This window comes from Streptomyces sp. NPDC090499 (assembly GCF_044769305.1).
In the GTDB taxonomy this organism is placed as follows: domain Bacteria; phylum Actinomycetota; class Actinomycetes; order Streptomycetales; family Streptomycetaceae; genus Streptomyces.
In genome coordinates this window covers 431,127-444,965 of the sequence record NZ_JBIVXP010000003.1, presented here as the reverse complement: position 1 = coordinate 444,965, position 13,839 = coordinate 431,127, and the positions used below count along the sequence as shown (strand labels likewise).

Genomic DNA, 13,839 nt, shown 5'->3' with positions numbered 1-13,839 from the left:
CTTCAGGCCTCGAAGCCGGTCCGCTTCGGCCAGATCTGGAGGGCCTGGGCGTCGGTCATCACGGGCGGGCGCGGCGCCGGGTCCTTCGGGTCCGCCGGGTCCTGCGCCAGGCCGAAGCCGGCCAGCAGCAGTTCCGCGTAGCGGCGCCAGGCGCCGGGGGCGGCGTCCTCGGTACGGTCGGCGACCGTACCGATCATGAGGAGGAACGCGTACACGTCGGCGGAGGCGAAGTCCGCGCGTACGGCGCCGGCCGCCACGGCCCGTTCGGCCAGGCCGTCCACGTGGCGGCCCAGGTCGTCGCGCATCCGGGCGATCGGCTCCGCGGCGACGTCCGCGTGGGCGAGGATGACCTCCAGTGCCCTGTCCTGTGCGCGTCGGCGCGCCGCCTCCAGCAGGTAGTGCCGCAGCGCCCGCCCCGGATCCGGCTGCTCCGCGGCCGCCGTCGCGACCTCCAGGAACACGGTGAACCGCTCCGTGAACAGGGCGTCCACCAGTGTCTGCAGGTCCGGGAAGCGGCGGTAGACCGTGCCGACCCCGACGCCCGCCTCGTGGGCGATCTCGTTGAGGGTGGCGACCGCCCCCCGCTGGGCGAACATGCGCTCGGCCGTCTCCATGATCAGCCGACGGTTCCGTTCGGCGTCCGCGCGGAGCGGGCGTTGCGTGGTGTCCGGGGTCACGCCAAGACATTCTCCACGACGACGGGCGAGCGGAACCGCCTGGCCAGGACCAGCCCGCCCGTCACCGCGCTCCACAGCAGCCAGGAGTAGACCCCGCCGCGCTCGAACACACCGGCCGTGCTCGTGGAGACACTCACGAACAGCTCGCTCAGCAGGCCGAGGGACCCGACCGTGACGCTGAAGACGCGGTACGGCTTCGGCAGGCCCAGGCGCCCGCCCAGGCTCCGGGACGCCCCCGCCATGATCGCCAGCGTGTTCGCGCACAGGATGCCGATGCCGGCCCCCACGACATGGAGGACCAGGCTGTACTTCGCCCCGTTCGCGGAGCCGTGGAAGAGCCCGACCATCACGAAACCCACTCCGTGCGCGACCGCCAGCGAGGTGACGACGCGCCGCATCCGCCCCTCGACGAGCGGTAGCGCCACCAGCAGCACCCCGGCCGCGAACAGGATCCCCTGCAACGCGAACGACGTGTTCATCAGCGCGTGCGACGGCGAGCAGATCTCCCGCGCCTGGAACTTCGTGCCGCAGTCGGGCACGCCGAGGTCGCTGATGTAGTTCCGGGCGTAGCTGTAGGGCGGGTCGTTCCAGGCCGTCGCGGTGACGCCCTCGGCGATCACCCACTGCAACGCGTTCACGATCAGGACGGCGGCTCCCACCGGGAGCCAGTTGCTGCGCGACATCGGCACTCCTCATGTCCTCGGACGACGGCTGCGCAGCCACCGTAACACTAACCGGATATTCTTATCCGCTTACGCGATACGGCCGCGCGCGGGCGCCGACGCCCGTCACGCTGAGTGCATGAGCGGTGGCGTTGAGGTGAATGGCGAGCCCGAGTCGTCGGACAGCATGAAGACGTTCGGCGCGTTCGTGCAGGGGCTGCGGGAGCATGCGGGGCTCAGCCGGGAGGAGTTCGGGGCGCGGGTCCACATGTCCAAGCACTCGGTGGCTTCGATCGAGTTGGGCAGGAGGCTGGCGGACCAGAGTTTCGTGGAGGCGGCGGAGGGGGTGTTGGGGAACACCGGGGCGTTGAGGAGAGGGTTCGAACGGGTTTCACGGCAGCCCGGGTTCGCGGTCTGGTTCCGCAAATGGGCCGCGTTGGAGCAGGAGGCGGTGAGCCTGGCCACGTACGAATGCCGTCTGGTTCCCGGGCTGTTGCAGGCCGAGCCGTACGCACGGGCGGTGTTCGGCAACAGCATTCCGCCCTTGTCCGATGCCCAGGTAGAGGCGCAGGCCGAGGCCCGGATGGAGCGGCAGTTGATGCTTCGGGAGCGGCCCAACACCTCGTTCAGCTTCGTCATGGACGAGCACATCGTGCGGCGCCGTCTGGGAGGCGACGAGGTGGCCCGCGCCCAACTCGATCACATGCTCGGATACGCCCAACTCCGCAATGTGGAGATCCAGATCATGCCGCTCGACTGCCAGGTACACGCGGGGCTGGATGGTCCGCTTGCCTTGCTGGAGACGCCGGAAGGCGGGCATCTTGCCTACTCCGAAGGCCAGAAGACCGGTCGGCTGATCGTTGACCCGAAAGAGGCCGCCATCCTGCATCGCCGTTATGCGACACTCCGCTCACAGGCACTGTGCCCCCTGGAGTCGGTGAGCCTGCTGGAGCGCATCAGAGGAGAGCTATGAGCGACACCATCGAACTGGCGTGGTTCAAGTCCACCTACAGCGGTACCGAGGGCGACAACTGCATAGAAGTAGCCGTAGCCCCCACCACCATCCACATCCGCGACTCCAAAGACCGCGCCCGCCCCCACCTCGACCTCACTCCCGCCGCCTGGGCCCCCTTCGTGGCGCACGCGGCGGGGGTGGCCTGACGGTCAGTTCACCTCCGTCTCGCAGCGCAGTACCCGGTCCGGCCCCAACCGCCGTACCGGGCCGGTCAGTCGGAGGTGGGTCACCGCCCGCACCTCCGCGCTGGACGCCGCAACCCGCAGCTCCAGGGCCCCCGGCTCCACCACCCGCGCCCCTTCCCGGTCCGTGAACGCCGACAGGTCCGCGTGGAACCGGAAGGTCACCCGGCGGGACTCGCCGACGGCCAGCTCCATGCGCCGGTAGCCGATCAGCCGGACGTCCGGGCGGGTCACCGAGGCCACCGGGTCGTGGAGGTAGAGCTGGACGACCTCGGTGCCCGCGCGGTCGCCCGTGTTGCGGACGGTCACGGTCACGTCGTACGAGCCGTCCGTGCCGATCTCCGCCGTGTCCGGTGAGACGAGGTCCCACGCGAACGCCGTGTACGAGCGGCCGTGGCCGAAGGCGTACTGCGGGGTCGGGTCCAGGTTGCTGACCTCGCCCGCGAGGCCCAGCGGGGGCTGGAGGTAGGTCCAGGGCTGGCCGCCCGGTACGCGTGGGACGCTGACCGGGAGGCGGCCCGACGGGTTGACGCGGCCCGACAGCACTCCCGCCACCGCCGGGCCGCCCTCCTCGCCGGGGAAGAACGCCTGCACCACCGCGCCGAGCCGGCCGTGCCAGCGGCCCAGCGCGTACGGGCGCCCGGTGAGGAGGACGAGGACCACCGGGACGCCCGTCGTCAGCAGCGCGTCCAGCAGGCCGGACTGGACGCCGGGCAGGTCGAGGTCCGTGACGTCGCAGCCCTCGCCCGAGGTGCCCCGGCCGAACAGGCCGGCCCGGTCGCCCAGGACCGCCACGCACACGTCCGCCTCCGCGGCGCGGGCCACCGCCTCCTCGAAACCGGCGGTGCCGGGGTCCGAGACGTCGCAGCCCTCGGCGAACGTGACCTTCGCGTCGGGGAGTTCGGCGCGGAGGGCGTCGAGGACGGTGGGGATGGCGATGCCCAGGTCGGCCTCGGGGTGGTGGGTCAGGACGTGGGACGGGAAGGAGTAGCAGCCGAGCATGGCGAGGGCGTCGGCGGCGCGCGGGCCCACCACCGCGATGCGGGTGTCGGGGGCGAGCGGGAGGGTGCCGTCCGGGTTGTCGAGGAGGACCACGGACTCCTCGGCCAGGCGGCGGGCCAGCGCACGGTTCGCCGTCGAGTCGAGGTCGATCGGCCCCGCGGGCGTGGGGTCCCAGTCGGCGTCCAGCATCCCCAGCTCGCACTTCTGGAGCAGGACCCGGTGGGCCGCGCGGTCGACGAGCGACTCCGGGACCGCGCCGTCCCGGACCGCCGCCACCAGCGGGCGGCCGTAGCACTTCAGCGTCGGGAGTTCGACGTCGATGCCGGCCTCAAGGGCGAGACGGGCCGCCTCCGCCTCCGTGCCCGCCACGCGGTGGAGGGTCTGGAGGAAGCCGATGCCGAAGTAGTCGGCGACGACCGTGCCGGTGAAGTCCCAGTCCGTGCGGAGGAGTTCGGTCAGCAGGCGGGGGTCGGCCGAGGCCGGGACGCCGTCCGTCTCGTTGTAGGCCGCCATCACCGAGCGGGCCCCGCCCTCCCGGAGCGCCATCTCGAACGGGGGGAGGGTGACGTCCGCGTACTCCCGTACTCCGGCGCGGACCGGCGCAAGGTTGCGGGCGCCCGCGGAGGAGGCGTAGCCGGCGAAGTGCTTGAGGGTGGCGATCACTCCGGCCGACTCCAGGCCCCGGACGTACGCGGAGCCGACGGTGCCGACCAGGTACGGGTCCTCGCCGATGGTCTCCTCGACCCGGCCCCAGCGCGGGTCGCGGACCACGTCCAGGACGGGGGCCAGGCCCTGGTGGACGCCGACCGAGCGGAGGTCGTGGCCGATGTGCCGGCCCAGCTCCTCGACGAGGGGCGGGTCGAAGGCGGCGCCCCAGGCGAGCGGGACCGGGTAGGCCGTGGCCTGCCAGGCCGTGAAGCCGGCCAGGCACTCCTCGTGGGCGATGGCCGGGATGCCGAAGCGGCCGGCCGCGGTGATCCGGTGCTGGGCGCGGGCCAGTGCGCGCGCGCCCAGCACCGGGTCCACCGGGGCGGTGCCGAAGGAACGGGTCAGCTGGCCGAGACCGAGAGCGATCAGCTCGTCCCAGTCGTAGTCGGCGGTCATCTCGCGTTGCAGCGGGGCGACCCCGTCGCCGTCCGTGGCGGCGCCCACCCACACGCCGTACAGCTGGGCGGTCTTCTCCTCCAGCGTCATCCGGGTGAGCAGGTCGTCGACACGGGCGGTGGCGGGCAGCGCGGGATCGCGCCAAGGAGCGGTGGTCATGAAACTCCCGTCTCTGCTTCCTGCGGGTTCTCTGCTACGAACGCTGCTACGAATGTTTCGTACCACACACCGAATGTTCCGGGAACCTATGGCGTGCGAAGGTCTTCGTCAAGGGGAAGCGCGGGGATACGATCGCGGGCATGACGCCTTCGAAGCCCACAGAAACGCAGACGGCGACGCTCGCCGAAATCGCCCGTGAGGCCGGCGTGTCCGCTCCGACTGTTTCGAAGGTCCTGAACGGGCGTGCCGACGTCGCTCCGGCCACCCGTACCCGGGTCGAGGAGCTGCTGCGCGCCTACGGCTACCGGCGGCGCCGCGCCGAGGCCTCCCGGTCGCCGTTGATCGACCTGGTCTTCCACGAGCTGGAGAGCGCCTGGGCGATGGAGGTCATCCGGGGGGTGGAGAACGTGGCCCGGGACGCCGGTCTCAGTGTCGTGCTCAGCGAGAGCGCCGGGCGGCTCACCCCGGGGCGGACCTGGGCGGACCAGGTGGCGGCGCGGCGGCCGCACGGGGTGGTGCTGGTGCTGTCGGGCCTGGACGAGTCGCAGCGGGCGCTGCTGCTGAGCCGGTCCATCCCGTTCGTGGTGATGGACCCGGCGGGCGACCCGGGGCCGGACGTGCCGTCGATCGGCGCGACGAACTGGCAGGGCGGGCTGGCCGCCACCCGGCACCTGGTCGAGCTCGGGCACCGGCGCATCGGGGCGATCAGCGGGCCGTCCCGGATGATGTGCAGCCGCGCCCGGGTGGACGGGTACCGGGCCGCGCTGGAGACCGCCGGGCTGCCGGTGGACCAGGCCCTCATCAAGGCGGGCGACTTCCACCACGACGCCGGCTACCGGCTCGGCCTGGAGCTGCTGCGCATGCCCGACCGGCCCACCGCGATCTTCACCGGCAACGACCTCCAGGCCCTCGGGCTCTACGAGGCCGCGCGCGAACTGGGGCTGCGCATCCCGGAGGACGTGAGCGTCGTCGGGTTCGACGACCTGCCGCTGGCCCGCTGGGTGGGGCCGCCGCTGACGACCGTACGGCAGCCGCTGACCGAGATGGCCGAGGCGGCGGCGCGGCTGGTCCTGGAGATGGGGCGGGCGGAGGAGGCGACGACCGCGACCCGGGTGGAGCTGGCGACCAGCCTGGTGGTGCGGTCGAGCACGGCGGCACCCGCGGGGGCCTGAGGCGGGCTTGGCCAGAAGTTGACGTATTGACGGGTGGTGCGGGCGCCTCCACACTCCACCGAAGTCAATCGGTTACTCAACCGAAACTTTCGGAGGCCACCCGCATGAGAACCTCCAGAACCGCCAGGACCTCTAGCAGCTCTAGCACCTCCAGAACCTCCAGGGCTTTCAGGAATCCGTTACGGGCCGGTCTGGCGGCCGGTCTGGCCGGGCTGGTCGCAGGCATCGGCCTGTTCGCCGTCGGCGCCGTCCCCGCGCACGCCGCCGACACCCCGCTGCGCGACCTCGCCGCCGCGAAGGGCAAGGTCATCGGCACCGCGGTCACCGGCTCCAAGCTCACCGGCACCTACGGCGACCTGGCCGGCGGCCAGTTCAGCTCGCTGACCCCGGGCAACGCCATGAAGTGGGGGACGGTCGAGCCCACCCAGGGCAGCTTCAACTGGACCGAGGCCGACCAGATCGTCGCCTTCGCCCAGGCCCACAACCAGCAGGTCCGCGGCCACACCCTGGTCTGGCACAGCCAGAACCCCAGCTGGCTGACGAACGGCACCTGGACCTCCGCCCAGCTGAGCAGCCTGCTGCAGAACCACATCAGCACCGAGGTCGGCCGCTACAAGGGGAAGATCGCGGCCTGGGACGTCGTCAACGAGCCCTTCAACGAGGACGGCAGCTACCGGTCGACGCTCTGGTACAACGGGCTCGGTTCCGACTACATCGCCAACGCCCTGACCTGGGCGCACGCGGCCGATCCCGCCGCCAAGCTGTACATCAACGACTACAACGTCGAGGGTGTCAACGCGAAGAGCACCGCCCTGTACAACCTGGTGAAGTCGCTCAAGGCGGCCGGCGTCCCGATCGACGGGGTCGGGCTGCAGGCCCACCTCGTCCTCGGCCAGGTGCCGTCCACCCTCCAGCAGAACATCCAACGCTTCGCCGACCTGGGCGTCGACGTGGCGATCACCGAGCTGGACATCCGGATGGCACTGCCCTCCGACAGCACCGAACTCGCCCAGCAGAAGGCCGACTTCAAGTCGGTGGTGGCCGCGTGCGTGGCGGTGGGCCGCTGCGTCAACGTCACCGTGTGGGGCTTCACCGACTCCGACTCCTGGGTGGACAGCACCTTCCCGGGCTACGGCGCGGCGACCCCGTACGACGCGAACTACGTGCCGAAACCGGCGTACTACGGCATCGCGGAGGCGCTCGGCGGCACCACGACCACCCCGCCGCCGACCGGTGCCTGCACCGCCGCCTACAGCGTGACCAGCCAGTGGAACACCGGGTTCACCGGGCAGGTGACGGTCTCCTGTTCCGGGGCGGCACTGAGCTCCTGGAACGTGAGCTGGACCTACGGCGCCGGGCAGCAGATCACCCAGGCCTGGAACGCCGTGTGCACCCAGTCCGGCGCGGCCGTCTCCTGTGCCAACGCCTCCTACAACGGGACGGTGGCGGACGGTGGTTCGGTGTCCTTCGGGTTCAACGCGTCCTGGAGCGGGAGCAATCCGGTGCCCGCCGTCACCCTGGGCTGAACCCCGGGTGAGAACGGTGAGATTTTCCGAAGAAAACCCCTTCACGGCGCCTGCGCTAACAGTCCCCTAATAATTCAGACTTACGTTCCTGCCTTGTGACGGGACACGAGGAGCAAGGCGGCGCGGGCAGACGGGTCGGCCGGCGGTCGAGAACGCTGAAGATCGTCGGCCTCACCCTGGCGGGGGTCATGACGCTCGGCATCGCCGGTGCGGGGTGGGTCTACTGGCACCTCAACGACAACATCAAGAGCGTCGACATCAACAGCGCGCTCGGGGACGACCGCCCGGCGAAGGCGGTGACGACACCGACGGCCACCGCGTCCGCCTCGGCCTCCGCGTCCCCGCTGCCCACCGGCTCGATGAACATCCTGGTGCTGGGCTCGGACTCGCGCAGCGGCAAGGAGAACAAGAAGCTCGGCGGCGGCAGCAGCTCGGGCGCCCGCTCCGACACCGCGATGGTCGTCCACGTCGACGCCGGCCGGACCTCCGCCACGATCGTCAGCATCCCGCGCGACACCCTGGTCACCCGGCCCTCCTGCCCGCTCTCCTCCGGCGGCTCGACGTCCGTCGCCTACAACGCGATGTTCAACAGCGCCTACTCGGTGGGCGGCGCGGTGTGCGCGGTCAAGACGGTCGAGTCGATCACCGGCGTCCGCATGGACCACTACCTGGAGATCGACTTCTCGGGCTTCGCGAAGCTCGTCGACGCGCTCGGCGGGGTGACCGTGACCACCGACCAGGACATCGACGACGACGACAGCCACCTGCACCTGAAGAAGGGCACCCACCACCTCGACGGCACCCAGGCCCTCGCGCTCGCACGCACCCGGCACGGCATAGGCGACGGCAGCGACCTGGGCCGGATAGGCCTCCAGCAGAAACTGGTGAAGGCCCTCCTGGACCGGATGGCCTCCATCAGCCTGCTGACCGACCCGGCCAAGCTCTACGAGGTCGCCGACGCGGTCACCTCCAGCCTCACCACCGACACCGGCCTGGACTCGCTCAGCGAGCTGATGCGGCTCGGGCAGAGCCTGAAGGGACTGACCTCCGACCACACGAAGACGGTGATGATGCCGGTGGTGACCGCGCCCTCCGACCCCAACCGGGTGATCGCGAAGGAGCCGGCGGCGGGCGAGCTGTGGGAGTCGCTGCGGTAGGCCCTGCCGCAGGGGCGGAAAAAAACTTCGGGGAATTCCGGTGAGCGTGTCGATCCGGGGGCGGGCCGTTCGACGCAAGGGTGAGATGCGGGGACGGACCCCGCACCGCACCGGAACAACAGGAGCCACCATGCCCCGTTACCTGTCGCTCGTGAAGATCGACGAGAACACCGCGCCCGCCGAAGGCCCCAGCCAGGAGCTGATGCAGCGGATGGGCGAGCTGATCGAGGAGATCACCAAGGCCGGCGTGATGCTGGACACCGCGGGCCTCACGCCGACCGCCCAGGGCACCCGGGTGCACTGGGAGGGCGGGAAGATCTCCGTCACCGACGGGCCGTTCACCGAGGCCAAGGAGGTCGTCGGCGGGTACGCGATCATGCAGTGCAAGGACATGGCCGAGGCCCTGGAGTGGACCAAGCGGTTCCTCAAGGTGCACGAGGAGTTCTGGACCGTGACCTGCGAGGTCCGGGAGATCGCGGAGGGCTGACCTTCCTGGCGTCCGTCCGGCGGTGGGTGTTGCATGGGGGGCTGTGAGCACACAGCCCCCCGCCGAGCCCGCCGCCTCCGCCGCGGCCGACCCCCGCCACGCCATCGAGACCGTCTTCCGGCTCGAATCGCCGCGCGTGATCGCAGGTGTCGCCCGGATCGTCCGGGACGTCGGCATCGCGGAGGAACTGGCGCAGGACGCGCTGGTCGCGGCCCTGGAGCAGTGGCCGCGGGACGGCGTGCCCGACAACCCGGGCGCCTGGCTCATGGCGACCGCCCGGCACCGCGCCGTCGACCTGGTCCGGCGCCGGGAGAACTACGCCCGCAAGCTCGCCGAGATCGGCCGGGGCACCGAGACGACGGCCCCGCCACAGGAGCCCGCCGACCCGGACGACATCGACGACGACCTGCTCCGGCTCGTCTTCACCACCTGCCACCCGGTGCTCTCGCCCGAGGCCCGCACGGCCCTCACCCTGCGCCTCCTCGGCGGTCTGACCACGGCCGAGATCGCCCGCGCCTTCCTGGTCCCCGAGCCGACGGTCGCCCAGCGCATCGTCCGCGCCAAACGCACCCTCGCGACGAAGAACGTCGCCTTCGAGGTGCCGTACGGCCCCGACCGCGAGGCCCGGCTCGGCTCGGTCCTGGACGTCATCTACCTCATCTACAACGAGGGCTACGCGGCCACGGCGGGCGACGACTGGCTGCGCCCGTCGCTCTGCGAGGACGCGCTGCGGCTGGCCCGCGTCCTGTCCGCACTGATGCCGAAGGAGCCGGAGGTGCACGCCCTCACCTCGCTCCTCGAATTCCAGTCCTCCCGGACGGCCGCCCGCACCGGCCCCGACGGCGAACCGGTCCTGCTCAGGGACCAGAACCGCCGCCGCTGGAACCGCATGCTCGTCGCCCGCGGCATCAGGGCCCTGGCCCGCGCGGACGCCACGGCGGCCGGCGCCCCCGGGCCGTACGCCCTCCAGGCGGCCATCGCGGCCTGCCACGCGCACGCGTACACGTACGAGGAGACCGACTGGAAGGCCATCGCCACCCTGTACGGGCTGCTGGCGGCCCGCTCCCCGTCCCCGGTCGTCGAGCTGAACCGGGCGGTGGCCGTGTCGATGGCGGACGGCCCGGCGGCGGCCCTCGCGATCGTGGACCCGCTGACCGCCGAACCCGCCCTGAGCGACTACCACCTGCTGCCGAGCGTCCGCGGCGACCTGCTGGCCCGCCTCGGGCGCACGGCCGAGGCCCGCGCGGAGTTCGAACGGGCCGCGGGCCTGACACGCAACGAGCGGGAACGGGAACTGCTGCTGCGACGGGCGGCGGAGGCCTAGGTGTTCTGTCCATAGAGGTTGGTGACGGACGGCACGGCTAGGTGGTCTTGAACGAGTGAGGGCCTTCCGGCTTCGGTGTGGATTGCGACATCTCCACCGAGTACCGAGAAGGCCCTCTTGCCCCACCGTAATGCACCTCTGACCGAGACCGGCCGTCTGCGCCTGGCCCGCTGCGTGGTCGAGGACGGCTGGCCCCTGCGCCGTGCCGCCGAACGTTTCCAGGTCTCACCGACCACAGCCCAGCGATGGGCCGACCACCCGCCAGCCGCGTCCCCAACCTCACAGGGCAATACACCTAGGGCCGGGCGGGGTGGCCGAGCAGCATCGACGGCGCCCCCGCCACCCGGGTCAGGAACACGGTCGCCGCGTTCGGGCCCTGCGGCCTGACCTTCCTGCGCAGTTCCTCCGGCTCCACCGCCGAGCCGCGCTTCTTCACGGTCAGGTTCCCGACCGCGCGCTCCCGCAGCAGCGCCTTCAGCCTCTTGACGTTGAAGGGGAGTTCGTCGGTGATCTCGTACGCCGTGGCGTAGTCGGTGGCGCGGAGCGTGTCGGCCGTGACGTACGCGATCGTCGGGTCGATGAGGCCGCCGGCCAGTTCCCCGGCCGTCTCGGCGACCAGGTGGGCGCGGATGACGGCGCCGTCCGGCTCGTAGAGGTAACGGCCGACCGGGCGGACGGCGGGGTCGGGCAGGCCGCGGCCGAGCAGGGTGCGCGGGCCGGGCAGGAGGGTGGCGCGGACGGCCCCCGGGGCGCCGGTGCCGAACCAGAGGACGGCCTCCTTCACGTCGCCGCCGTCCGAGATCCACTCCGCCTCGGCCACCGCCGGGACCGCCTCGTGCGGGATGCCGGGGGCGATCTTCAGCGCGGCCACCCGGGCGGTCGAGGCGGTCGCGACCGCCCAGGACAGGGGCGGTGAGTAGGCCTCCGGGTCGAAGATGCGGCCGCGGCCGCCGCGCCTGGCCGGGTCGACGAAGACGGCGTCGTGGCCGGCCGTGTCCACCTCCTGGACGTCCGCCTCCCGGACCTCGATCAGGTCCGCGAGCCCGAGCGCCTCGGCGTTCGCGCGGGCGGTGGCCGCGGTCACCGGGTCCCGGTCCACGGCGAGGACGCGGATGCCGGCCCGCGCGAGCGCGATCGCGTCGCCCCCGATCCCGCAGCACAGGTCGGCCACCGAGGTCACCCCGAGCGCCTTCAGCCGCTGCGCCCGGTACGCGGCGACACTCGCCCGCGTCGACTGCTCGACCCCGTTCGGCGTGAAGAACATGCGGCCCGCGTCCGCCTCCCCGAACTTCGCCGCCGCCCGCTGCCGCAGCCGGGCCTGGGCCAGTGCCGCCGACACCAGCTCGGCGGGGTGCTCGCGGCGCAGCCGGGTGGCCACGGCCAGCTCGTCGGCGGGCGCGGTGTCGCGCACCTCGTCGAGGAGGGCGTGGCCCTCGGGCGTGAGGAGGGGGGAGAGGAGGTCGTTCACCGGGTCATTGTCGGCCAGTCGGTGGACTGTTCGCCTCCGGCCGAGGTGTCTGCCGGGGTTCCGGGGAGAGGGCTGGAAAGATCCGAGGCCATGCGAGCAGTCGTACAAAATGACAAAAATAGGGTGGTTTCGGCCATGGCCGCCCTCGCCGCCGTAGCGGCCGTCGCCGTCGTCTCCGGCTGCGCCGGGCCGGGGGACGAGGCCGGAGTCCGGCCCGCCGCGGGCCAGCAGGCCCACCGGGCGGCCGCCGCCCCCGACGACCACGCCGCCCTGGTCGCCGCCGCCCGGCGCTGGGGACTGGACGCGGTCCCGCTGCGCCCCCCGGCCCCGCCGAAGCGCAAGCCGACGATCACCGCTCGCGACGGCTTCGAGGTGGACGGCCAGGTCGAGGACGACCTGCCCCCGGTCTTCACCACGATCCCGACCAGGAAGAAGGTCGTCTTCCTCACCATCGACGACGGCGCCGAGAAGGACCCGGACTTCCTGCGGATGATGAGCGAGCTGCACGTCCCGTACACCGCGTTCCTCAGCAACTACCTGGTCAAGGACGACTACGGCTACTTCCGCCGGATGCAGGCCGAGGGCCACACCGTCAACAACCACACCCTCACCCACCCCTACATGCCCGGCCTGACCTACGACGAGCAGAAGCACGAGATCTGCGGCATGCAGGACATCATGAAGCGGCAGTTCGGCAAGGCGCCGACGGTCTTCCGGCCGCCCTACGGCAACTACAACGGCGACACCCTGCGCGCCGCCAAGGCCTGCGGCATCAAGTACGCCCCGATCTGGGACGAGGAGGTGTACGTCGACCACTGGGAGTACCGCGAGTGGGACCGCTCGCTGCACCCCGGTGACATCGTCCTCACGCACTTCCGCGGCCGCAACGACTGGGACGGCACCATGGTCGACGACATGCGCCGCTTCCTGAACAAGGTCACCCGCGACGGCTACGCGGTGGCGCGCCTGGAGGACTACCTGTGAGCCGACCGAGGGCGACGGCCGCTGTCCTGGCCGCCGCCCTCCTCCTGTCCGCGTGCGCGCCGTCCGTCGACCCCATCGAACGGCTCGGCCGGAAGGCGGCCGACCGGGTGCACCCGCACGGCCCGTCCGGCGAGCCGCCGTACCGCCGGTGGGGCCTGACCGAGCCGCTCGCCCCGGCGCCCCGCCCGCCGCAGCACCCGCTGTCCTTCCGCGCCGACCTCCCCCCGGTCGTCGACCACGTCCCCACCTCCGACCGGGTGGTCTTCCTGACCTACGACGACGGCGCCGAGAAGGACCCCCGCTTCGTCGACATGGTCCGCGAACTGCGGCTGCCGGTGAGCATGTTCCTCACGGACAGCGTGGTCGGCCCCGGCTACGGCCACTTCGCGCGCCTCCAGTCGGTCGGCGCGAGCGTCCAGAACCACACCCTCGACCACCCGGCCATGCCCGGTCTGCCGTACGCCGGCCAGCGCGCCGAGATCTGCGGCCAGCAGGAGAAGCTGAAGTCCCGCTTCGGCATCCGCCCCCGCCTCTTCCGCCCGCCCTACGGCACCTACGACACCACCACCCTGCGCGCGGCGGCCGACTGCGGGGTCACCGCGGTGGTGCTGTGGCGGGCGGCGATGACCCCCGACGGCATCACCTACCGGACCGGCGACCGACAGCTCCGCCCCGGCGACATCATCCTGGTGGGCCCCGACGAGGCGCTCGGCCTCACCCTCAGGGAGCGCACCGCCCGGCTGCTGCGCCGGGTGCAGGCGAGCGGGCTGACGGTGGGCCGTCTTGAGGACTATCTCTGAGGGCTGAGACCTGAGCTCTGAGCTCGCCAAGACTTAAAGACTCAAGTCAATGTGGCGCTCAATCGCGTCCGTTTGCCTCTCCTAACTGGTCGATGGATCCCTGATGACTTGAATATTCAC

The 13,839-nt window shown here is 71.7% G+C and carries 13 protein-coding genes and 1 pseudogene; 10 read left to right on the top strand and 4 right to left on the bottom strand.

Annotation, left to right across the window (positions count from 1 at the left end; genetic code table 11):
- Positions 1–2 precede the first annotated feature (2 nt).
- Together ACIQVL_RS13945 and ACIQVL_RS13940 are read right to left on the bottom strand one after the other, a co-directional pair.
- A complete protein-coding gene (locus ACIQVL_RS13945; RefSeq protein ID WP_403475412.1) occupies positions 3–677 on the bottom strand; it encodes a TetR/AcrR family transcriptional regulator in 675 nt (224 codons plus the stop codon).
- Positions 674–1,360: a DUF998 domain-containing protein gene (locus ACIQVL_RS13940; RefSeq protein WP_403475411.1), complete on the bottom strand. Its 687-nt coding sequence runs from the start codon at positions 1,358–1,360 to the stop codon at positions 674–676. Before ACIQVL_RS13940 ends, ACIQVL_RS13945 begins: the two co-directional genes overlap by 4 nt.
- A 118-nt stretch (positions 1,361–1,478) precedes the next feature.
- Here ACIQVL_RS13940 and ACIQVL_RS13935 point away from each other — a divergent pair, with 118 nt between their 5' ends.
- Together ACIQVL_RS13935 and ACIQVL_RS13930 are read left to right on the top strand one after the other, a co-directional pair.
- Positions 1,479–2,312 carry a Scr1 family TA system antitoxin-like transcriptional regulator gene (locus ACIQVL_RS13935; protein WP_403475410.1) on the top strand — a complete coding sequence of 278 codons (834 nt, stop codon included), beginning with the start codon at positions 1,479–1,481 and terminating at the stop codon, positions 2,310–2,312.
- The gene (locus tag ACIQVL_RS13930) at positions 2,309–2,500 is read left to right on the top strand and encodes a DUF397 domain-containing protein (protein WP_403475409.1); all 192 of its coding nucleotides are present in this window, start codon (positions 2,309–2,311) and stop codon (positions 2,498–2,500) included. The genes ACIQVL_RS13935 and ACIQVL_RS13930 overlap by 4 nt, the downstream gene beginning before the upstream one ends.
- A gap of 3 nt (positions 2,501–2,503) precedes the next feature.
- Here the strand turns inward: ACIQVL_RS13930 and ACIQVL_RS13925 are convergent, their stop codons facing one another.
- Positions 2,504–4,801: a glycoside hydrolase family 3 N-terminal domain-containing protein gene (locus ACIQVL_RS13925; protein WP_403475408.1), complete on the bottom strand. Its 2,298-nt coding sequence runs from the start codon at positions 4,799–4,801 to the stop codon at positions 2,504–2,506.
- 140 nt (positions 4,802–4,941) lie between these two features.
- On the opposite strand from ACIQVL_RS13925, the gene ACIQVL_RS13920 reads away from it, so the two are divergent.
- From ACIQVL_RS13920 to ACIQVL_RS13895, 6 genes and pseudogenes are all read left to right on the top strand, one after another.
- Positions 4,942–5,973 (top strand): LacI family DNA-binding transcriptional regulator, encoded by a 1,032-nt coding sequence (locus tag ACIQVL_RS13920; protein ID WP_403434105.1) that lies wholly within the window; start codon positions 4,942–4,944, stop codon positions 5,971–5,973.
- Between the two features lie 104 nt (positions 5,974–6,077).
- A complete protein-coding gene (locus ACIQVL_RS13915; RefSeq protein WP_403434108.1) occupies positions 6,078–7,499 on the top strand; it encodes an endo-1,4-beta-xylanase in 1,422 nt (473 codons plus the stop codon).
- 95 nt (positions 7,500–7,594) lie between these two features.
- The gene (locus ACIQVL_RS13910; protein WP_403475407.1) at positions 7,595–8,656 is read left to right on the top strand and encodes an LCP family protein; all 1,062 of its coding nucleotides are present in this window, start codon (positions 7,595–7,597) and stop codon (positions 8,654–8,656) included.
- A 130-nt stretch (positions 8,657–8,786) separates the two neighbouring features.
- The gene (locus ACIQVL_RS13905) at positions 8,787–9,143 is read left to right on the top strand and encodes a YciI family protein (RefSeq protein WP_403434113.1); all 357 of its coding nucleotides are present in this window, start codon (positions 8,787–8,789) and stop codon (positions 9,141–9,143) included.
- Positions 9,144–9,186: 43 nt separating this feature from the next.
- Complete coding sequence (locus tag ACIQVL_RS13900; protein WP_403475406.1) at positions 9,187–10,467, top strand: RNA polymerase sigma factor; 1,281 nt, start codon at positions 9,187–9,189, stop codon at positions 10,465–10,467.
- Between the two features lie 117 nt (positions 10,468–10,584).
- Positions 10,585–10,719, top strand: a pseudogene (locus ACIQVL_RS13895) (helix-turn-helix domain-containing protein); the annotation flags it as partial.
- 43 nt (positions 10,720–10,762) lie between these two features.
- On the opposite strand, the gene ACIQVL_RS13890 reads toward ACIQVL_RS13895, so the two are convergent.
- A complete protein-coding gene (locus ACIQVL_RS13890) occupies positions 10,763–11,935 on the bottom strand; it encodes a methyltransferase domain-containing protein (RefSeq protein ID WP_403475405.1) in 1,173 nt (390 codons plus the stop codon).
- 90 nt (positions 11,936–12,025) lie between these two features.
- On the opposite strand from ACIQVL_RS13890, the gene ACIQVL_RS13885 reads away from it, so the two are divergent.
- Together ACIQVL_RS13885 and ACIQVL_RS13880 are read left to right on the top strand one after the other, a co-directional pair.
- The gene (locus ACIQVL_RS13885) at positions 12,026–12,919 is read left to right on the top strand and encodes a polysaccharide deacetylase family protein (RefSeq protein ID WP_403475404.1); all 894 of its coding nucleotides are present in this window, start codon (positions 12,026–12,028) and stop codon (positions 12,917–12,919) included.
- Complete coding sequence (locus ACIQVL_RS13880; RefSeq protein WP_403434122.1) at positions 12,916–13,719, top strand: polysaccharide deacetylase family protein; 804 nt, start codon at positions 12,916–12,918, stop codon at positions 13,717–13,719. The genes ACIQVL_RS13885 and ACIQVL_RS13880 overlap by 4 nt, the downstream gene beginning before the upstream one ends.
- The last annotated feature ends 120 nt before the right edge of the window (positions 13,720–13,839 follow it).